Here is a 20561-nt window from a genome sequence, read left to right as displayed (position 1 = left end):
CGGCAGGGCCTGGGCCAGCACGGCCAGGTCGGCGCGGGCCTGGGCCAGTTGCAGCTGGTCGCAGAGCCAGTCGGCGGCGCTGGCCTCGTCGTGCACCCAGCCGGCGTGGACCGCCGCTTCCAGCCCTTCCGAATAGGAAAAACCGCCGATCGGCAGCGTCGGCGAGGCCAGCCAGATCAGGGGCAGCAGGGTGTCGGCGTCGACCACGGTGCCGCCTCAGCTGGGCTGGGCGGAGCCGGCCACCTGGGCCTCGGCCTGGCCGGGGTGGTCGTGGTCGGCACCGGGCGGATGGGCATGGCCGTGGCCGTGGCCGTGGCCGGCGTGGGGGTGCGCGTGGCCTCCGTGGCCACTGTGCCCGTGGTCGCCGTAGGCGCCGGCTTCCGGCTCAAAAGGTTCGCGTGCCTCGGTCACCGTCAGGTGCATCAGGCGCAGCATCTCGGCCAGCACGTGGTCGGGCTCGATTTTCAAGTGATCGGGCTGGAGTTCGATGGGCACGTGCCGGTTGCCCAGGTGGTAAGCGGCGCGGGTCAGGTCGAAGGGGCTGCCGTGGACGCTGCAGGGGGTGATGCGCAGCACCGGCTGCGGCGCGGCCAGTACCTTGAGCAGGGAGCCGTCGTGCGTCAGCAGTGCGTCGCCGCCGCGCACCACGGTACCGCGTGGCAGGAAGACGCCGATGCGCCGGCCCTGCGAGTCTTCGCAGTCGAAGCGGCTTTTCTGGCGTTGGTCCCAGTCCAGGGTGACGCTGGCGGCGCGGTTCAGCAGCACCGGGGCCAGGCCCTGGCCTTGGGGGATGCAGCGGGTGGCGTGCAGCATGGTCATGGCGGAAAAATCAGAACAGGCAGTAGCGCTGCGCCAGGGGCAACACGGCGGCGGGTTCGCACACCAGCAACTGGCCGTCGGCGCGCACCGCGTAGGTTTGCGCGTCAATTTCCATTTTGGGCGCGTAGTCGTTCAGCACCATGCTGGCCTTGCGGGCGGTGCGGCAGCCGGTGGCGGCCACCAGGCGTTTTTGCAGGCCAAAGCGTTCCCCGATACCGGCGGCCAACCCGGCTTGCGAGACGAAGGTGAGCGAGGTGCGGTGCACCGCGCTGCCGAAGGCGCCGAACATCGGGCGGTAGTGCACCGGCTGCGGCGTGGGGATGGAGGCGTTCGGGTCGCCCATGGCGGCCGCCGCGATGAAACCGCCCTTGAGGATGAGCGCCGGCTTGATGCCGAAGAAGGCGGGCTTCCACAGCACCAGGTCGGCCCACTTGCCGACCTCGACCGAGCCGATTTCGTGGCCGATGCCGTGGGCGATGGCCGGGTTGAGCGTGTACTTGGCGATGTAGCGCTTGACGCGGAAGTTGTCGTTGCGGTCGCGCTGTTCCACCGGCCCGTCGCGGCCGGGTGTGGGGGCCAGCCAGCCGCGCTGCTGCTTCATCTTGTGGGCGGTCTGCCAGCAGCGGGTGATGGTCTCGCCGACGCGGCCCATGGCCTGGCTGTCGGAACTGAAGATGCTGATGGCGCCCAGGTCGTGCAGGATGTCCTCGGCGGCGATGGTCTCTTTGCGGATGCGGCTTTCGGCAAAAGCCAGGTCCTCGGGGATGGACGGGTCCAGGTGGTGGCAGACCATCAGCATGTCCACGTGTTCGTCCAGCGTGTTCACCGTGTACGGGCGCGTGGGGTTGGTGGAACTGGGCAGCACGTTGGCTTCGCCCACCACCTTCAGGATGTCGGGCGCGTGGCCGCCGCCCGCGCCTTCGCAGTGGAAGGTGTGGATGGTGCGGCCCTTGAACGCGGCGATGGAGTCCTCCACAAAGCCGGACTCGTTGAGCGTGTCGGTGTGGATGGCGACCTGGGTGTCGGTGGCCTCGGCCACGTTCAGGCAGTTGTCGATGGCGGCCGGGGTGGTGCCCCAATCTTCGTGCAGTTTCAGGCCGATGGCGCCGGCCTCGATCTGTTCCATCAGCCCCTGGGGCTGGCTGGCGTTGCCCTTGCCCAGGAAGCCCAGGTTCATGGGGAAGGCGTCGGCGGCCTGCAGCATGCGTTCCATGTGCCAGGGGCCGGGGGTGCAGGTGGTGGCGTTGGTGCCGGTGGCCGGGCCGGTGCCGCCGCCGGTCATGGTGGTGATGCCGGACATCAGCGCCTCTTCGATCTGCTGCGGGCAGATGAAGTGGATGTGGCTGTCGTGGCCGCCGGCGGTGACGATCATGCCTTCGCCGGCCAAGATTTCGGTGCCCGGGCCGATGACGATGTCCACGCCGGGCTGGATGTCGGGGTTGCCCGCCTTGCCGATGCCGCAGATGCGACCGTCGCGCACGCCGATGTCGGCCTTGACGATGCCCCAGTGGTCGATGATCAAAGCGTTGGTGACGACCAGGTCCACGGCCCCTTGCGCGCGGCTGCGCTGGCCCTGGCCCATGCCGTCGCGGATGGTCTTGCCGCCGCCGAATTTCACCTCTTCACCGTAACCGCCCGCGGCCAGGGTGTGGTCGTGCTCGACTTCGATGACGAGCGCCGTGTCGGCCAGGCGCACGCGGTCGCCCACGGTGGGGCCGAACATGTCGGCGTAGGCGTGTCGGGAAATGCTTGCCATGAAGGGTCTTTCCGGTCGGTTACAGCGCGCCCTGGGTCAGGCCGCGAAAGCCGTGCACCTGGCGGTCACCGGCGTAGTCCACCAGTTCCACGGTGCGCTGCTGGCCGGGCTCGAAGCGCACCGCGGTGCCGCTGGCGATGTTCAGGCGCATGCCGCGCGCGGCGGCGCGGTCGAAGGCCAGGGCGGCGTTGGTTTCGGCAAAGTGGTAGTGCGAGCCGACCTGGATCGGCCGGTCGGCGGTGTTGTGCACCACCAGCGTCAGGGAGCGCCGGCCGGGGTTGAGCGGGTGTTCGCCGGGGTCGAGGAGGTATTCGCCGGGGGTCATGTTCGGGCTCCGCTCAGGCGGCCAGCAGCGACCAACCCATGGACAGGCCCATCAGGGCCACCAGGCCCCCGGCCGCACGCGGCAGCCAGCGGGGGGCCCGCTGCAGGGACAGGCCCAGCACCATGCCCGCCATGTGCAACACTGCGGTGCCCAGCACCATGCCGGCCAGGGCCAGGCCGCCGGCCAGCTCCTGCCCGTGGGCGGCGCCGTGGAACAGCGCGAACGTGCCCACCAGACCGGTACCGGCCCATGCTGGGAGGTGGGTGCGGGTGGCCACCAGCAAGCCCACCACCAGCAGGGAGGCGGCGATCATGGGCTCGATCGCCGGCAGCGCCAGGCCGAGTTGGGCCACGACCGCACCCGCCAGCAACAGGGCCGCGAACGACAGCGGCGCCAGCCAGACGCGGCGCGCCGTCATGGCGCTCCACATGCCCACGGCCATCATGGCGGCCAGGTGGTCCACGCCGGTGATGGGGTGCAGCGCGCCGGTGAAAAAGCCGTGGTGGGCGGCCGTGTCGCCGCCGACGTGGGCCAGGACTGCGCTGCTGGTGCAGCCCAACAGCAGGGCGGCCGAGGCCGGCAGCCAGCGGCGCGTGCAGGAAACGGTGGTGGGGGTGCTCATGTGGATGGGGCCGGTAGAGGGGTGGGGTGTGCGCGGGCAGGTACTCAGACGATGGGCTGGTGCACGGTCACCAGTTTGGTGCCGTCGGGGAAGGTGGCTTCCACCTGGATGTCGGCGATCAGTTCGGGCACGCCGTCCATCACGTCGGCCCGGGTGAGCAGGGTGCGGCCTTCGCTCATCAGGGCGGCCACGGTTTTACCGTCGCGCGCGCCTTCCATCACCGCGGCGGAAATGAAGGCCACCGCTTCGGGGTAGTTGAGCTTGAGGCCGCGTGCGCGCCGGCGCTCGGCCAGCAGGGCGGCGGTGAAGATCAGCAGCTTGTCTTTGTCGCGGGGCGAGAGTTCCATGCCACGGCAGACGCAAAACCCGTGCCGGTCTGGGTGTTTGGCGCCTGGACCGCGGTGGCGCTGGGACCACGGCGGTGCGTGGCCCGGGCGGCGCTTGTTTTCGGTGCATCGGCACCGGGGTGGTGCTTTGTGCCGTGTGCCTGGGCATTCGGCGCAGGTGTGCGGCCGCCGTTGTGCTCAGGTTTGGTGCGGCGGCAGGGCCGTGCCGCACTGGTGGCAGTGGCGGTGTTGGGCGCCCAGGCCTTCGGTCAGGCAGTGCGGGCAGGTGCGGGTGGTGGGGGGCTCGGTGTCGCGTTGGGTGGACACCATTTCGGCGGTGACGATGCCGGTCGGCACCGCCAGCACGCCCCAGCCCATCAGCATCATGAGCGAGGCCAGCAGCCGCCCCAGGTCGGTCTTGGGGGTGAGGTCGCCAAAGCCGACGGTGGTCATGGTGGTCACGGCCCAGTACATGGCGGTGGGGATGCTGGTGAAACCGTGGGCGGGCCCTTCGACCACGTACATCAGCGTGCCGGCCACCATCACCAGCATCAGCACGAAGCTCAGGAACACCAGGATCTTGCGCCGGCTGGCGGCCACGGCGCGGCTCAGGTAGGTGTATTCGGCCAGGTACTGGGTGAGCTTGAAGACCCGGAACACGCGCAGCAGGCGCAGCACGCGTACGTCGATCAGGGCGTGCAGCTCGGGGAACAGCAGGGCCAGGTAGGTGGGCAGGACGGCCAGCAGATCGACCACGCCGAAGAAGCTGCGGGCGTAGCGCAGCGGCTGGGGCGCGCAGTAGAGGCGGGCCAGGTATTCGGCGGTGAAGGTCAGGGTGAAGAGCCACTCTGTCACCGTCAGCACGCCGCCCAGCCGGGCCGACACCGCCTCGATGCTGTCGAGCACCACCACCAGCAGCGACAGCGCGATGGCCCAGATCAGCCAGATGTCGAAGCGGCGGCCGGCCGGGGTGTCGGCCTCGAAAATGATGGTGTAAAGCCGGGCCTGCCGGGCCGAGCGGGGAGGGGTGGGCGGTGCGGGCATGGGGGGTCAGACGCGCCAGATGCGCGGAACGGTGTGGCCGAGTTGCCAGGCTTCGGTGCGCAGCCGCGCCCAGACCTGCTGGAACAGGGCCATGAGGGGTTCGACCAGCGGTGCTGCGGCGCGCAGCACCAGGGTTTGCGGGTTGGGGCAGGTGGCACCGGCCGGCAAGGCCGCCAGGTCGTCCGGCAACGTGGCGCGCACCGCGTCCAGCAGGTGTTCGCGGCGCTCGCGCGGCCAGGGCGTGCCGCTGGCCAGCACCAGGGTGCCCAGGCAGCGGTGGCCGGCCAGGCCCAGGGGGGCGTCGAGCAGGTGCCGGTCCTGGGCGTCGATGCGGGCCTGTTCCAGCCACAGGCCGTCGATGGCCATGCGCTGCTGCAGGCAGCCGCGGTCAAAGGGTTGGCCGGCGCCGGGCAGGCCCAGGGCAGTCACGTCCCAGGCCAGCAGTTCGGCGCCGGGGGCCAGGGTGGCGTTCAGGGTGTTGTAGGCCAGACAGCCTGGGTAAGCGATGGTCTCCAGCGGCAGCCATTCCAGCCGGGCGCCTTCGGCCAGGTTCAGTTGCACCTGCTGGGTGGCGGCCTCGCCGTCGGAGCGGTAAAAGCGCGTCGCGCCCGGTGTCGAGACGAGCGCGTGGGCACCCGCTTCCAGGGCCACGTTCAGCGTCAGGGTGTCGCCGGCCACCAGCCCGCCCGGGGGGTGGACGACGACGTTGTGGCAGATGCCCGGCCCCTCGGGGTAGAGGCTGCGGAACAGGCGCAGGGGGCCGCTGTGGCGGTGGTGGACGACGGTGGTGTCGGCCCGGCGTTGGTACGTCAGGTCCAGGGTGGCTTGCCAGGGCATGTCGGGGTCTTGCTTGCAGAAGGGGCCCCTGGCCGAGGCGGGCCCGGCGGGGGTGGGAGCGGTGGAGCAAGTCCGGTGCCACCCGTGGCGTGTGGCCGTTGCCGTGCGCCGGGGCGCGTGCCGGTTCATGCGTCGTGGTCGGCGTCGGCGTAGCTGGCCGCGATCTCCCGAAAGCGTTCGTGCACCGCCAGGAAGGCGTCGGTCACGTCCGGATCGAAGTGCTGGCCGCGCCCTTCCTGGATGATGGCGACCGCCTTCTCGTGCGAGAAGGCGGGTTTGTAGACCCGTTTGCTGATGAGGGCGTCGTAGACGTCGGCCAGGGCCATGAGCCGCGCCGACAGCGGGATGGCCTCGCCCGCCAGACCCTGGGGGTAGCCCGAGCCGTCCCATTTTTCCTGGTGCGACAGGGCGATCTCCTTGGCCGGGCGCAGGAATTCGAGTTCGGTGCCCAGGGCCCGCTCGGCGCGCGCGATGGCGTTGTAGCCGATGGTGGTGTGGGTCTTCATGACCTCGAACTCTTCCGGCGTCAGGCGCGCCGGCTTGAGCAGGATGTGGTCTGGGATGCCGACCTTGCCGATGTCGTGCAGCGGCGCCGATTTGTAGAGCAGTTGGATGTACTCGGGGGTGAGGGCGGCGCTGAAACGCGGGTGCTGGCTCAGCTGCTCGGCCAGGCACTGGACGTAGCGCTGGGTGCGCAGGATGTGGTTGCCGGTTTCGTCGTCGCGGGTTTCGGCCATGGACGACAGGGCCAGCACGGTGACGTCCTGCACCGCCACCACCTGGCGGGTGCGGCGGGCCACTTCGGCCTCCAGGAAGGCGGCCTTGTCGCGCAGGAAGTCGGACGAGGCCTTGAGCGTGAGGTGGGTGTGCACCCGTGCCAGCACGATGGGCGGACTGATGGGCTTGGTGATGTAGTCCACCGCACCCAGGGCCAGGCCGCGGGTCTCGTCTTCGATTTCGGCCTTGGCGGTGAGGAAGATGACCGGGATGCGGGCGCTGGCCGGATCGGCCTTGAGGCGTTGCAGCAGCTCGTAGCCGTCCATGCCGGGCATCATGATGTCGAGCAGGATCAGGTCGGGGCGCTGGCCGGACTGCAGCAGCTTGAGCGCCCGTTCGCCGTTGTTGGCCACGACCACGCGGTACTGCGTGCGCAGCAATTCGGTCATCAGGGCCAGGTTTTGCGGGGTGTCGTCCACCACCATCACCGTGGGCTGGTGGAGGCTGTCGAGGGTGTGGGGCGTCATGTGGTGGCGGCGTCTGGGGGGCTGTGGCCATTGTCCGCCAAAATCAGCAGGGCGGCGGCCTCGGGGTAGTCGAAGCGCTGCATGGCCTGCAGCAGGGTGGCGTGGCGAGGGCCCAGCCAGGCGGCCAGTTCGGCCCGGTGTTGCTGGACCCAGTGTTCGGCGTGGGTGTCGCCCTGTTCCAGCAGCGCTTGCAATTCCTGCAACTGGGCGGGCGGGGGCGTGGCGTCGGCGCAGGGGCTGCCGGGCCCGGGCGGGGCGCTGGGGGCCCGTGCGGCGGTGGTTTCGCCCATGCCGTCGGCCAGGGACAAGGCCTCCCCGTGCGCCTGGCCGACGCCCAGCCAGGCGGTGAACCAGAAGCGGCTGCCCTGGCCCGGCGTGCTGTCTACCCCCACCTCGCCCTCCATCAGCGCGGCCAGTTGCCGGGCGATGGACAGGCCCAGGCCGGTGCCGCCGTATTGCCGGGTGGTGGACGAGTCGCCCTGCTGGAAGGGCTGGAACAGCCGCGCCATGTGCGCCGGGGCAATGCCGATGCCGGTGTCGCTGACCGTGAAGCGCAGCAACACCCGTTGGCCTTGGCGCCGCAGCAGCTCGGCCCGCACCACGATGTCGCCGTGTTCGGTGAACTTGACCGCGTTGTGGCCGTAGTTGATGAGCACCTGTGCCAGCCGCAGGGGGTCGCCCACCAGGGTGGCGGGCACATCGGGCGCAATGTCGCAGACCAGACGCAGGCCCTTGGCCTCGGCCTGGTCGGCGATGTGGCGGCCCAGCTGGGTCAGTACCTGGGCCAGCGGGAATTCGGTGTGCTCCAGCACCATCTTGCCGGCTTCGATCTTGGAGACGTCGAGGATGTCGTTGATGATGCCCAGCAGGTGCCGGCCGGCCGACTGGATGCGGTCCAGGTACTCGCGTTGGCGCGGGTTCAGGTCGGTGTCCAGGGCCAGGTGTGCCATGCCGAGGATGGCGTTCATCGGCGTGCGGATCTCGTGGCTCATGTTGGCCAGGAAGGCCGCCTTGGTGCGGGCCGCGGCCTCGGCCATCGCCTTGCCCTCGCTCAGGGCCTGTGCCGCGGCGTGTTCGGCCTCGATGTTTTCGACGATGCCGAGGATGCCGCGGGACGGGTCCTGGGCGTCCAGCAACTGGGTCGTCAGGCGGGCCCAGAACAGGCTGCCGTCGCGGCGTTGCAGTGGCTGCACCCGGGTGTGGATTTCGCCGCGCAGCACCGTCTCCAGCACCGGTTGCCCGCCCTGGGCATAGCCCTGCTCGTCGGGGTACATCAGGCGGGTCGGCTGGCCCACCAGCGAGCCGGCGCCGTGGCCCAGCAGGTGCTCCATGTAGGGGTTGACGCGCAGGAACACGCGGTCGCGCACCAGCACGATGCCCACCGGCGCGGCCTCGAACAGGGCGGCCTGCTCGGCGTGCAGGTCGTGCAAGTGTTCGGTGGCCGACTGCAACTGGGCCGTGCGCTCGTTCACCAGCTGTTCCAGGCGTTGGCGGTACTGGTCCAGCTCGGCCTGCTGCGCCTTGGCGTCGGTGATGTCGCGCCAGATCGCGGCCAGGTAGGCCCGGCCGCGCACCTGCACGCCACGGGCGCTGACCTGCACATCGCGCAGGCGGCCGTCCTTGTGGCGCTGGCGCGATTCGAAGACCTCGCCCTGCGGGGTGAGCAAACGCTGGAGCAGCCGGGGGAGGTCGGCGGCCGACACCGTGGCGTCGATGTCGCCCACGCCCAGGCCGGCGAATTCTTCGGCCGTGTAGCCCAGGCCCTGGCAGGCGGCGGGGTTGAACTCCAGAAAATGCCCGTCGTCGGGGTCGATCAGCGCGATCGCATCGGTCACCTGTTCGGCGATGGCCGCGAAAATCTCGTTGCGGTCGTCCAGTTCCTGGCGTGCCTGCACCTGTTCCGTCACGTCCTGCAAGGTGCCCAGGAGTTTGGCCGCCTGACCCTCGGCGTCGCGCACCACCTCGGCGCGCACGTTCAGGTGCTTGGTGCGCCCGTCGGGCATGGACAGGCGCAGCGGCAACACGAAGGGTTCGCCGTGGCGCGTGGCCGCGTCGAAGCGTTCGTGCAGCGTCTGCACGTCGTCGGGGTGCACCAGGGCCGTGGCCTGGGACAGGGTCAGGGGGGCGTCGCTCTGGGGCAGTTCGTGGATGGCGTAGACCTGCTGGCTCCAGCTCATCTGGCGGCTGTGGAGGTCCAGCTCCCAGTGGCCCAGCCGGGCCATGCGCTCGGCCCGGCGCAGGCGCAACAGTGTGTCGTTGAGCGCGTCGCGGGCGTTCAGCAGCTCGCTCATGTCGCGGGCGATGCCCAGCACCCCGACCAAGCGGTGCTGGCCGTCGTACAAAGGGGTCTTGATGGTCTGGACCCGCTCGCGGTGCCCGTCGCTGGCAAAGGTCAGCACCTCTTCGTTGATGAGTGGCCGCCCGGCCTGCATGGCCAGGCGGTCGTTGTGGCGGAAGAAGTTGGCCTGCTCGGCGTCGACGAAGTCGAAGTCGCTCTTGCCGCGCAACGCCTGCTCGGTGGCGCCGTAGAGTTGCTCGAAGCGGTGGTTGCACGACAGGTAGCGGCCGTGCACGTCCTTGAGCCACACCAGGTCGGGGATGGCGTTGATGACCGACAACAGGGCCACCCGTTCGGCGTCGAGTTCGCCGGTGCGGCGGCGCACCTCCCGCCGCAGCGAGGTGATCCACAACCAGAGCGCGGCGGCCAGCAGCAGCATGCCGCCCAGGCCCCAGGCCAGGTGGACGAACCAGTCGGCGGTTTCGAGCGGGCCTGGTGCGGGCAGCGTCGGGGTGGGATCGGTCACGGCTGTGGGGGCTGTTGCAGGATGAGCAGGGCCTGGTCGAAGTCGAAGGCCTGCACGGCCCGGCTCAGGCTGGGGTGGCGTGGGCCCAGGGCCGTGCGCAGCACCGCGGCCTGTTCCTGGGCCCAGTCCTGTGCCGCGGGGTTGCCGGCTTCGAGCAGGGCTTGCAGTGTTTCCAGGGTCTGCGCTCGCGAGGCGGCGTCGTCGGCGCTGGGGCTGTCGGGGCTTGGTGCGGGGGGGCTGGTGGCGGCCAGTGCGGCGGTGATCCCGTCCAGCAGGGCCTGCAGCGCTTCCGACAGGGCCTGCAGCGCCGGCCCGACCGCGTCGGTCGAGGTGGCCGGCGGTACGCCCTCGCGCAAACGCTCGTCCAAGGCCTGGGCCAGCGCCTGCACCCCGGTGGCCCCCAGGTTGCCCGCCACCCCTTTGAGGGTGTGGGCCAGGCGCCGTGCCGTCGCCCCATCGCCGGCCTGCAGGGCCTGTGCGATGCGCGTGGGCACGTCCGCCTGCTCCTGCGCGAACTGCCCCAGCAGCTGTCGGTAAAACCCCACCTTGCCGACGCAGCGGCGCAGCCCCAGGACCGTGTCCAGACCGGCCACCGGGCGAGGCAACACCGCGCCGTCCGCCGGCGGGGCGGGCAGCTCCGCGTTCGGCGGTGGCGTGTAGCCCGGACGCGGCGCGATCCAGCGCAACAGCGCCGCCCACAGGCGCTCGGGGTCGATCGGCTTGCTGACGAAATCGTTCATGCCCGCGTCCAGGCAGCGCTGGCGGTCTTGCGCCATGGCGTTGGCGGTCATGGCCACGATGGGCAGCGTGGCCAGCTCGGGGAGGTCGCGGATGGCACGGGTGGCCTGCAGGCCGTCCATCACGGGCATCTGCATGTCCATGAGGACGAGGTCGAAAGGCTCGGGCGCGGCGCGCAGGGCGTCGAGGGCAAGCTGGCCGTTGTCGGCGGTGGTCACGAGCAGGCCGGCTTTCTGGAGCATCTCGCGGGCGACCTGTTGGTTGATGTCGTTGTCCTCGACGAGCAGGACGCGGGCACCGCGGCGCTGGGCCAGGGCGGTGGCGTTGGTTTCGCCCACCGCCTCGGTCAGCGGCAACGCCGCCGCGGGCGGGTCGGCGCGGTCGTTGGCGATGTCGGCCATGGTGTCGAACAATACCGACGGGGTCACCGGCTTGACCAGGATGTGTCCCAGACCCGCCGCGTGGGCCTGGGCCCACACCTCGTCGTGGCCGAAGGCCGTGACCAGGGCCATGCGCGGTGGGATCGGCAGACCGAGCGCGGCGATCTGGCGCGCGGTCTCCAGTCCGTCCATCGCAGGCATCTGCCAGTCGATCAGCGCCACCTGGTAAGGCGTGCCGGCGCGGTTGGCGGCCGCCAGGGTCTGCAGGGCCTCGGCGCCGCTGTCCACGGCCGTGGCGGCGAAAGCCATGTTCGCCAGTTGCTGTGTGAGCAATTCGCGTGCGCTGGGGTTGTCGTCCACCACCAGTACCCGCATCCCGCGCAGCTTCTGCGGGGTCGCCGGGCGCTCCTGGGGCGCCTGACCGCGGCCCAGGCGCACGGTGCACCAGAAGGTGGAGCCCACACCCGGGGTGGAGTGCACGCCCACTTCCCCGCCCATCAGTTCCACCAGCCGCTTGCTGATGGCCAGGCCCAGGCCGGTTCCGCCGTAGCGGCGCGAGGTGGAGGCGTCGGCCTGGTGGAAGCTTTGGAACAGGGAGGCCACCTGTTCGGGGCTCATGCCGATGCCGGTGTCCTGCACCTCGAAGCGCAACACCACCTCGTCGCCCTGGCTGCTGGCCAGGCGCACCACCACGCGGACTTCGCCCTGGTGGGTGAATTTGACCGCGTTGTTGCCGTAATTGATGAGCACCTGCCCCAGCCGCAGCGGATCGCCGACGAGGTTGAGCGGCACGTCCAGCCCGACGTCGAACAGCACCTCCAGGCCCTTGCCCTGGGCCTTCTGGTGAACCAGGCTGGCGAAGGTGTCCAGCACCCGCGGCAGGGAAAATTCGATGTGCTCCAGCTGCAGCTTGTTGGCCTCGATCTTGGAGAAATCCAGGATGTCGTTGATCAGGCCCAGCAGGTGCTGCGCCGACTGCTGGATCTTGTCCATGTAGTCGCGCTGGCGCGGCGTCATGTCGGTGCGCTGCATCAGGTGGCCCATGCCCAGGATGGCGTTCATGGGCGTGCGGATCTCGTGGCTCATGTTGGCCAGGAAGTCGGATTTGGTGCGCGAGGCGGTTTCCGCGGTCTGCTTGGCTTCGGTGAGCACGGCTTCCTGGGCGCGCAGGGCCGCGTTGGCCCGGGCCAGTTCCTCGGTGCGGGCGGCCACCCGCTTTTCCAGGGTGGCGTTGAGGGCCGCGATCTCGGCCTGCTGGCGTTCGTGGTCGGTCACGTCGCGCAAGATGGCGGTGAACAGGTCTTCGCCATTGACCCGCATGTGCGACACCGAGGCCTCGATGGGAAACTGCTCGCCGTTGGCGCGCACGCCCGACAGGCGCGCCACCCGCGAGCGCAGCACCGCCAGCCGACCGTGCTGCCCCGCGACGCTGCGCATCTTGTCGAGGTGGCCGGCGCGCCGGTCGATGGGGATGAGCATTTCGAGCGACTGCCCCAGCGCCTGTTCCGAGGTGTAACCGAACATGGCTTCGGCCGCGCTGTTGAACACGCGGATGCGCTGGTCCTTGTCGGCGGTGACGATGGCGTCCATGGCCGCGTCCACGATGCCGGCCAGGCGTTCTTCGGTTTCGCGGCGCGCCAATTGGTCGAGACGGCGTTCGGTGATGTCGAGGCAATGACCGATGTAGCCCAGCAGCTGGCCTTGGGTGTCGAAACGCGGGCTGCCGTCGCACAGCAGCCAGCGCATCTCGTGGTCGTGGTTGGGCAGGCGGAATTCGGCGGTGAATTGCTGGCAGTGTTCGCTGGCTTCGCGGAACAGCCGGGTGGTGGGTTCCACGTCATCGGGGTGGAGGTGGTGCAGCCATTGGTGGCCGAGCAGCTGCTCGCGCGTTTGGCCGCTGAATTTCAGCCAGACGTCGTTGACGTAGTTCAGGCGCCCGGTGGTGTCGCTGCCCCAGACCAGCACGCGCCCGGCGTTGGCCAATTCGCGGAAGTGCGCCTGGCTGGCTTCGAGCAGCACGCGCGACTGGTGCACGCTCGTCAGCATGGCGTTGAAGCTGCGCGCCAGCAGCGCGATTTCCTGGGGGCCGCTCTCCGGCACCGGTTGCACGGTGGTGTCGTCGCGCATGAAGTTCTCGCTGGCCCGTTCCAGCCGGGCCAGGGGGCGGCTCACGTAGCGGCGCAACGCCCAGCCCATGGCCAGCAGCACCAGCAGCCCGGCCCACACCAGCGGCAGGATGCGTTGCCAGGTGGCCCGTTCCAGCCGGTCGCGATCCAGGTGCAGGTCGTACACCAGCAACACCACCCCCCGTTCCAGGTTGCGCAACTGGTTGGGCTTGGCCGGGGCGGTGAAGGGCGACATCACCGACAGGCGCGTGCCGTCGGCGTCGATTTCCAGGTCCGGCAGCCGGTGGCGCTGCACCCGGGCGAAGCGCTCAGGGGAAAAATCGGGCGACACTTCCTGCGCCGGACGTCCGTGCCAGGCGAGCCGGTGGGCGATGTCCACCCGGCCGTCGGGCAGGATCACCAGCAGCGCCGCCACCCGCAGGTCGGTGGTGGCCAGGGTCACGTCGGAGGCGACGTTGGCCCGGTTCGGCCCCAGGTCGCGCTGGGCACGCCGGGCCAGCTCCTCGGCCTGCCGCAGCACGTCGGCGCGGGCCCGTTCCAGCAGTTGCTGGTGGCCCTGGGTGCGGGTTTCGGCGTACACGAACAACAGCCCCAGCAGCAGCAGCAAAGCGGTGGTCAGGGGCAGGGCGTTGCGCAGCTTGAGCACGGACAGCATCGCCTCAGAGGGGGTGGAAGCGGGGTTCGAACAGGGTGCCGGTGGAAAAAGCCTGGGCTATCAGACCATCCTGCAGCATCACCTGTTCCAGTTCCTTGATGTTGCGCAACAACAGGCCATCCGCCTGCAAGAACTTGAACGATTTGTGGGCGTCGGGCTGTTCCAGGCCTTTGAGGGTGGCCATCACCGCGTCGGGCGCCAGCTGCATGCGCGGCGCCATGGCCTGGCCCGCCAGCTCCGGGTGGCGGTGTATCCATTCCACCGCCCGAAAGTGCGCGGCCAGCAGGGCACGCAAGGCCGGTTCGTGGGGCGCTAGGGCGTCGGCCCGGGCCACCAGCACGTCAACGATGCGTCCGGGCATGGCGGTGCTGTCGAACACCCGCACCCCGCCCCATTGTTCCAGTTGGGTGGCCCAGGGTTCGGCGGTGACGAAAAAGTCGGCCTCGGCGTTGCGGAAAGCCTCGACGTTGTGCCCCAGCGCGACCGAGACGGTTTCCACGTCGGCCACCTGCAGCCGCTGCGAGCGCAGGAAGGCGCCCAGCATGATGGCCCCCACCGCGCCTTCCTCCACCCCGATGCGGCGGCCGCGCACACGGTCGGGGTCGCGCAGTCCGGACCGTGCGATCACCACGTCGGCGCCGGCCGACACGTCCAGCACTGCCAGGATGCGCAGGTCCAGGCCGTCGCCCCGGGCACTGAGGTACTCGTCCAGCGTGAGCTGTGCCGCCTCCAGTTGTCCAGCCGCCAGGGCGCGCAGGGCATCGGTGTTGGAGTGCAGCTCCACCAGGCGCACCAGGGACTCGTCCAGCCAGCCCTGCTCGCGCGCCACGAACACCGGCTCGTAGCCGGCAAAGGCGATGCTGCCCAAGCGCAACGGCGGACCGATGTGCTTGCAGGCCCCCAGCCCGGCCGCCAGCACCCAGCCGACACCGAGCTGCAGGCAACGGCGGCGGGTGGAGGGAAGCAGGCTGGGCGTCCGCATGGCACACACTATAAGCCCAGTCGTGCTGCCGGGCCGTCGGGCCGGCCCAGCCCCTGGTTCAGTGCCCCTGGCTGCCGCGGTGCGCCCAGGCGGTGGTGTGTTTTTCCACCAGGCTGAACAGTTCGTACATCACCATGGCCATCAGGCCCACCACCAGCAGGCCGCTGAAAGCCAGGCCCATCTGCATGGAAGAGCCGGCGCTGATCAGCAGGTAGCCGATGCCTTCGTTGGCCGCCGTCATCTCCGACACCGTGGTCCCGACGAAGGCCAGGGTGATGGCGACTTTGAGCGAGCCGTAGAAGTAGGGCAGCGAGCGCGGCAGGCCGACCTTCATCAGCACGTCCCAGCGCTTGGCGCCGAGCACCCGCAGCACGTCCTCCAGCTCGGGCTCCAGCGTGGCCAGCCCGGTGGCGATGTTGACCATGATGGGGAAGAAGCTGATGAGGAAGGCGGTGAGGATGGCCGGCCCCACGCCGATGCCGAACCACACCACCAGGATGGGCACGAAGGCGGCCTTGGGTAAGGCGTTGAAGGCGGTCATGAGCGGGTAGACCGCGGCGTAGGCCAGGCGCGAGCTCCCGATCAGGAAGCCCAGCAGCACCCCGACCACGATGGCGATGCCGAAGCCCGCCATCGTCACCCAGAAGGTGCGCCAGGCGTGGCCCAGGATGACGCTCTGGTGCTCCAGCGTCTGTGCCCAGATGCGCGAGGGGCTGGGGAAGATGAACTCGGAGACACCGAAGCCGCTGGTCAGGACTTCCCAGACGATGACGATGGCCAGCAGCAACAGCAGTGGCGACCAGCGTTCCATGTGTTTGCGTTTCACGGGGTCGCCCTCCTCATTGGTTGATGACCGTGCCGGTCTTGCGCATGGCGCCGATGTGGCCGCGCAGCTCGTGCACGATGTCGGAAAACTCGCGGGTGTAGGTCACTTCCAGGTCGCGGGTGCGCGGGATCGGGATCTCGCGCTGCACCACGAAGCGGCCCGGGCTCTTGCTCATGCAGTACACCGTGTCGGCCAGGAACACGCTTTCGCGCAGGTCGTGCGTCACCAGGATGACGTTGAATTGCTGCGCCTCCCACAGGTCGCGCAGGGTGCACCAGAGTTCCTCGCGGGTGAAGGCGTCGAGCGCGCCGAAGGGCTCGTCGAGCAGCAGCATCTTGGGTTCGTGGATCAGCGCGCGGCAGATGCTGGCGCGCTGCTGCATGCCGCCCGACAGCTCCCAGGGGTACTTTTTCTCGTAGCCGCCCAGGCCGACGCTGGCGAGCAGCTTGAGCGCGCGTTCCTCGTACTCCTTGCGCCGGTCCTTGAACTGGCTGCGGTGGGGCTCCACGATTTCCAGCGGCAGCAGCACGTTGTCCAGCGTGGTGCGCCAGGGCAGCAGCGAGGGCGCCTGGAAGGCCATGCCCGAGATCTTCAGCGGCCCGGTCACCGGCTGGCCGTCGATCCGGATCTTGCCCATGCTGGGCATCTTCAGGCCGGTGGTCAGCTTCATGAAGGTGGACTTGCCACAGCCCGACGGCCCGACGATGGCGATGAACTCGCCTTTCTTCACCTGGAGGTTGATGTCCTCGACGGCGAACACGTTCTGGGCCAGCAGTTCGTCGTTGTAGGCCAGCCAGACCTGGTCGAAATCGACGAAGGGGGCTTCGCCGGCAGGGGGTGTGGTGCGTTCCATGGCAGCGCGGGGCCGGGACTCAGCGCTTGGCCGGGGGCAGGATGTTGAGCTCGGCGCTGCTGGGCAGCAGGCTGCCGTTCCACACCGCATCGGGGTTGACGCGGGTTTTGGTTTTGTAGGCGTCCGACACCTGCGAGGCCATCAGGCTCAGGCGGCCCGGGTTCACCTGGCCAAAACCTTCCTGGCGCGCGTCGGGGCTGGCCACCACCGAGTCGATGGCCAGTTGCAGGCGGCGGGTTTCCAGCGGCACGTTGATGATGCCATCGCGGGCCTTGACGCTCTCGACGCTGGCGGCCGGCTGGGCCATCACTTCTTTTGCGCCTTTGGCAAAAGCGCTCAGGAAGGCTTTGACCGCGGCCGGGTTCTCCTTGATCAGCTTGGGGCTGGCGATGATGGCGTTGCCGTACAGCTTGACGCCGAACTGCGAGAAGGGCATGACCACCACGTCGGCCGGCTTGGCCCCGCGCGCTTCCAGGTTCAGCAGCGAGGTGAAGGAGAAGCCGGTGATGGCGTCCACGTCGCCGCGCACCAGCATGGTTTCGCGCAGCGGCGGGTCCATCGAAGTCCAGGCCACGTTCTTCACGCCGTTGGCCTTCTCGAAAATGGGCCAGGCCTTGCGGCCGGCGTCAAACACCGGGGCGCCCAGCTTCTTGCCGCTGAGGTCGGCCGGTTTGGCGATGCCGCTTTTCTTCAGCGCCAGCACCGCGGCCGGGGTGTTGTTGTAGACCATCATCACGGCCACCGGCTTGTTCGGGGCGTCCGGGTTGTTGGCGTGGAATTCCATGAGGGCGGCCATGTCGGCGAAGCCCATGTCGTAGGTGCCCGAGGCGACGCGGGTCACGGTGCCGCCCGAGCCGTTGCCCGAGTCCAGGGTCACGTCCAGGCCGGCAGCCTTGAAATAGCCCTTGGCCGCGGGTTGCAGGAACAGGGCCGACGGGCCTTCAAAGCGCCAATCGAGCTGGAATTTGATCGGCGTTTGCGCCTGGGCGTGGCCCACGGCCATCCAGGCGGTCAGGGCCACGGCGGTGGTTTTCAGGAACTGGCGTTTGGACATGGGAACTCCTGGTCAAAGGGCGGGAATGCCCATTTTCAGCAAGATCGGTGCCAACCGTTTTGCTGGTGTTTTGGATGCAGTTGTGTATACAAAACGCCGCAGGGAGGCTCGTATTGGTGCGTGCACGGACCCGGCGCACCCCATGGGTGCGCCGGGACGCCCCGGCACGGGCAAAAAAAATGCGCCCGAAGGCGCATGGAGGGGGGCTGTTGGCGTCAGCCGGCGTTCGCCGCCGCGGCCAGGGCCGTCATGTTCAGCACCCGGCGCACGGTGGCCGCCGGGGTCAGGATGTAGGCGGTGGCGGCCGCGCCCATCAGCACCGGGCCCACGGTCACGCCACCGCTGGTGGTGGTCTTGAGCACGTTGTAGAGGATGTTGGCCGAGTCCAGGTTCGGGCAGATCAGCAGGTTGGCCGAGCCGCTCAGGGTGCTGTCGCCCAGGTAGGCCTTGCGGATTTCGGGCTGCAGCGCGGCGTCGCCGTGCAGTTCGCCGTCGCACTCGATGTCGGGGTGCTGGGCCACGAACAGGTCGCGTGCCAGGCGCATCTTGCGGGCCGAGGCGCGCTTGGACGAACCGAAGCTGCTGTGCGACAGGAAGGCCACTTTCGGCGGGATGCCGAAGCGCTGCACCTCCTGCGCCGCCATCCAGGCGATCTCGGCCAGCTGCTCGGCGCTCGGGTCTTCGTTGACGTAGGTGTCGGCGATGAACAGCGGACCCTGTTGCGTCATCAGCGCGTTGACGGCGGCGTAGTTGGTCACGCCGGCCTTCTTGCCCAGGATGCTGTCGATGCGTTCCAGGTGCGTGGTGTAGGTGCCCACCAGGCCGCAGATCAGCGCGTCGGCGTCGCCCAGGCTGACCATCAGCGAACCGATGATGGTGTTGGAGCGGCGCACCGCGGCCTTGGCCACCTCGGGCGTGGCGCCGTGGCGCTTCATCAACTGGTGGTAGTGCTCCCAGTACTGGCGGAAGCGCGGGTCGTCCTCGGGGTTGACGTTCTCCACGTCCACCCCCAGGCGCATGCGCAGGCCGGCTTTTTCGATGCGGGCGGCGATCACCGCCGGGCGCCCGATCAGGATGGGCTGGGCCAGGTGGTCGTCGATCGCCATTTGCGCGGCGCGCAGCGCGCGCTCGTCCTCGCCGTCGGCGTAGGCCACGCGCTTCTTGTCGTTGGGCATGGCCTTGGCGACGTTGAAGATGGGCCGCATCAGGATGCCGGTCTGGTAGACGAAGCGGCCCAACGTTTCCTTGTAGGCCTCCATGTCGGTGATCGGGCGGGTGGCCACGCCGGAGTCGGCGGCGGCCTGGGCCACGGCCGGCGCGATCTTCAAAATCAGGCGCGAGTCGAAGGGTTTGGGAATCAGGTATTCGGGGCCGAAGGTGAGTTCCTGGCCCACATAGGCGCTGGCCACTTCCTCGGAAATGTCGGCCTTGGCCAGGTCGGCGATCTGGCGCACGCAGGCCAGCTTCATTTCTTCCGTGATCTTGGTGGCACCGCAGTCCAGCGCGCCGCGGAAGATGTAGGGGAAACAGAGCACGTTGTTGACCTGGTTCGGGTAGTCCGAACGGCCGGTGGCGATGATGCAGTCGGGCCGGGCGATCTTGGCCAGCTCGGGGCGGATTTCCGGTTCCGGGTTGGCCAGCGCCAGGATGATGGGCTGGGGGCCCATGGATTTGACCATGTCCACCGTGACCACGCCGGCGGCGGAGCAGCCCAGGAACACGTCCGCGCCCACCATGGCATCGGCCAGGGTGCGGGCGGCGGTGGTTCGGCAATAGCGCTGTTTGGAGGCGTCCAGCTTGCCGGCTTGGGCGTCGTCGCGCTCGGTCTGGATCACGCCCTTGGAGTCGCAGACCAGGATGTTCTCGACGTTCACCCCCAGGCCCACCATCACGTCCAGGCAGGCGATGGCCGCGGCGCCCGCGCCCGACACCGCCACCTTCACGGCACCGATGTCTTTCTGCACCAGTTCCAGGCCGTTCAACAGCGCGGCGCTGGAGATGATGGCCGTGCCGTGCTGGTCGTCGTGGAACACCGGGATGTTCATGCGCTCGCGCAGCTTCTTCTCGATGTAGAAGCACTCGGGCGCCTTGATGTCTTCCAGGTTGATGCCGCCCAGGGTGGGCTCCATGCTGGCGATGATGTCCACCAGCTTGTCCGGGTCGCGCTCGGCCAGTTCGATGTCGAACACGTCGATGCCGGCGAACTTCTTGAACAGGCAGCCTTTGCCTTCCATCACCGGTTTGCCGGCCAGCGGGCCGATGTCGCCCAGGCCCAGCACCGCTGTGCCGTTGGTGATCACGCCGACCAGGTTGCCGCGGCTGGTGTATTCGGCGGCCAGCGAGGGGTCGGCTTGAATGGCCAGGCAAGGGAAGGCCACACCGGGGGAGTAGGCCAGACTCAGGTCGCGCTGGTTGGACAGCGGCTTGGTCGGGTTGACCGAGATCTTGCCTTTGTTGGGGGAGCGGTGGTAGTCGAGGGCGGCGTCGCGCAGGGCTTGTTCGGCGGGGGTCATGGGGAAGGGTGGTGCCAGTGTGGGTTTGTTCTGGAGGCGCCGGGCACGGTGCCTGGGCCGCTGAACGGGCAGGCAGGCGCCGGGGGCGGCAACGAGTGTACTCCCGCGCGCAGGGCGTGGGCACCGGGTATCTGCTACCATTTCTGCATGGAGTGTTTCACCCGGCGCATACGCGGCACCGCATGGCTTGGCCTGTGGCTGCTGGTGTTGAGCGCGTGTCTGCCCACCCTGGCCCAGGCCGTGGTGCGGGGCGAGCGCGGCGACTGGGTCGAAATCTGCACCAGCACCGGCATGGTGCGCATCGCCACCGGCGACGCGCCCGCGGGCGAGCCCTCCGAACCCCCGCCCATGACCATGGCCGCCTGCGACTGGTGCCAGTGGCACGCGGGTGTGGCCGATCTGCCGCCTCGCTCGGTGGACGTCTGGGGTTGGGCCCCGCCCCCGGCCGGGGCGCCCGTGCTGGCATCCCGCGACGCGGTGCTGGCGCGGCCGTGGGCCTCGGCGCAATCGCGCGCCCCGCCCCTGCTGCGGTGCCCGTGGCGGCCCTTTGCCAGCCCCCGCTCTCACCCCGTTGCGCCAGCGCCGTGTGCGGTTTTGTTGCCGTTGCCGTCGCCCCCCCTTTCGATCGCCTGGGCCCTTCTGGGATGCCCGTCTGGT

Annotated in this window: 17 protein-coding genes; 1 reads left to right on the top strand and 16 read right to left on the bottom strand. The window is 69.3% G+C overall.

Annotation, left to right across the window (positions count from 1 at the left end):
* From CON77_RS02145 to CON77_RS02070, 16 genes are all read right to left on the bottom strand, one after another.
* On the bottom strand, window positions 1–207 hold a 207-nt coding region (locus tag CON77_RS02145), incomplete at its 3' end, for an urease accessory protein UreF (protein ID WP_304442143.1).
* A 9-nt stretch (window positions 208–216) separates the two neighbouring features.
* A complete protein-coding gene (gene ureE / locus CON77_RS02140) occupies window positions 217–813 on the bottom strand; it encodes an urease accessory protein UreE (RefSeq protein ID WP_101047375.1) in 597 nt (198 codons plus the stop codon).
* 16 nt (window positions 814–829) lie between these two features.
* The gene (ureC, locus tag CON77_RS02135) at window positions 830–2575 is read right to left on the bottom strand and encodes an urease subunit alpha (RefSeq protein ID WP_101047369.1); all 1746 of its coding nucleotides are present in this window, start codon (window positions 2573–2575) and stop codon (window positions 830–832) included.
* A gap of 19 nt (window positions 2576–2594) precedes the next feature.
* Window positions 2595–2900: an urease subunit beta gene (locus CON77_RS02130; protein ID WP_101047367.1), complete on the bottom strand. Its 306-nt coding sequence runs from the start codon at window positions 2898–2900 to the stop codon at window positions 2595–2597.
* A gap of 13 nt (window positions 2901–2913) precedes the next feature.
* Complete coding sequence (locus CON77_RS02125; protein ID WP_101047365.1) at window positions 2914–3522, bottom strand: HupE/UreJ family protein; 609 nt, start codon at window positions 3520–3522, stop codon at window positions 2914–2916.
* 44 nt (window positions 3523–3566) lie between these two features.
* Complete coding sequence (locus CON77_RS02120; protein WP_101047363.1) at window positions 3567–3869, bottom strand: urease subunit gamma; 303 nt, start codon at window positions 3867–3869, stop codon at window positions 3567–3569.
* 177 nt (window positions 3870–4046) lie between these two features.
* Window positions 4047–4892: an ion transporter gene (locus tag CON77_RS02115; protein ID WP_101047361.1), complete on the bottom strand. Its 846-nt coding sequence runs from the start codon at window positions 4890–4892 to the stop codon at window positions 4047–4049.
* Window positions 4893–4898: 6 nt separating this feature from the next.
* Window positions 4899–5729, bottom strand: a complete 831-nt coding sequence (locus CON77_RS02110) for an urease accessory protein UreD (RefSeq protein WP_101047359.1) — start codon at window positions 5727–5729, stop codon at window positions 4899–4901.
* A gap of 125 nt (window positions 5730–5854) precedes the next feature.
* Entirely contained in the window at window positions 5855–6973 is a 1119-nt protein-coding gene (locus CON77_RS02105; protein WP_101047357.1) for a response regulator, read from the bottom strand.
* Window positions 6970–9777: a PAS domain-containing hybrid sensor histidine kinase/response regulator gene (locus CON77_RS02100; RefSeq protein WP_101047355.1), complete on the bottom strand. Its 2808-nt coding sequence runs from the start codon at window positions 9775–9777 to the stop codon at window positions 6970–6972. Before CON77_RS02100 ends, CON77_RS02105 begins: the two co-directional genes overlap by 4 nt.
* A complete protein-coding gene (locus CON77_RS02095; protein ID WP_101047353.1) occupies window positions 9774–13676 on the bottom strand; it encodes a PAS domain-containing hybrid sensor histidine kinase/response regulator in 3903 nt (1300 codons plus the stop codon). The genes CON77_RS02100 and CON77_RS02095 overlap by 4 nt, the downstream gene beginning before the upstream one ends.
* Before the next feature lie 4 nt (window positions 13677–13680).
* Window positions 13681–14658 (bottom strand): ABC transporter substrate-binding protein, encoded by a 978-nt coding sequence (locus CON77_RS02090; protein WP_101047351.1) that lies wholly within the window; start codon window positions 14656–14658, stop codon window positions 13681–13683.
* A gap of 58 nt (window positions 14659–14716) precedes the next feature.
* Complete coding sequence (locus CON77_RS02085) at window positions 14717–15469, bottom strand: ABC transporter permease (protein ID WP_101047373.1); 753 nt, start codon at window positions 15467–15469, stop codon at window positions 14717–14719.
* Window positions 15470–15497: 28 nt separating this feature from the next.
* Window positions 15498–16337, bottom strand: coding sequence for an ABC transporter ATP-binding protein (locus CON77_RS02080; protein ID WP_101047349.1), 840 nt, complete (start codon window positions 16335–16337; stop codon window positions 15498–15500).
* 19 nt (window positions 16338–16356) lie between these two features.
* Window positions 16357–17391 carry an ABC transporter substrate-binding protein gene (locus CON77_RS02075; protein ID WP_101047347.1) on the bottom strand — a complete coding sequence of 345 codons (1035 nt, stop codon included), beginning with the start codon at window positions 17389–17391 and terminating at the stop codon, window positions 16357–16359.
* Window positions 17392–17606: 215 nt separating this feature from the next.
* Window positions 17607–19904, bottom strand: a complete 2298-nt coding sequence (locus CON77_RS02070; RefSeq protein WP_101047345.1) for an NADP-dependent malic enzyme — start codon at window positions 19902–19904, stop codon at window positions 17607–17609.
* Between the two features lie 147 nt (window positions 19905–20051).
* On the opposite strand from CON77_RS02070, the gene CON77_RS02065 reads away from it, so the two are divergent.
* A partial coding sequence (locus tag CON77_RS02065) for a DUF2946 family protein (protein WP_101047371.1) occupies window positions 20052–20561 on the top strand: 510 nt, incomplete at its 3' end.

The sequence above is a fragment of the Macromonas nakdongensis genome, assembly GCF_002837145.1.
Taxonomy (GTDB): Bacteria; Pseudomonadota; Gammaproteobacteria; order Burkholderiales; family Burkholderiaceae_C; genus Macromonas_B; species Macromonas_B nakdongensis.
The sequence above is the reverse complement of the archived record's forward strand: the minus strand, read 5'-3'. Positions and strand labels throughout refer to the sequence as shown.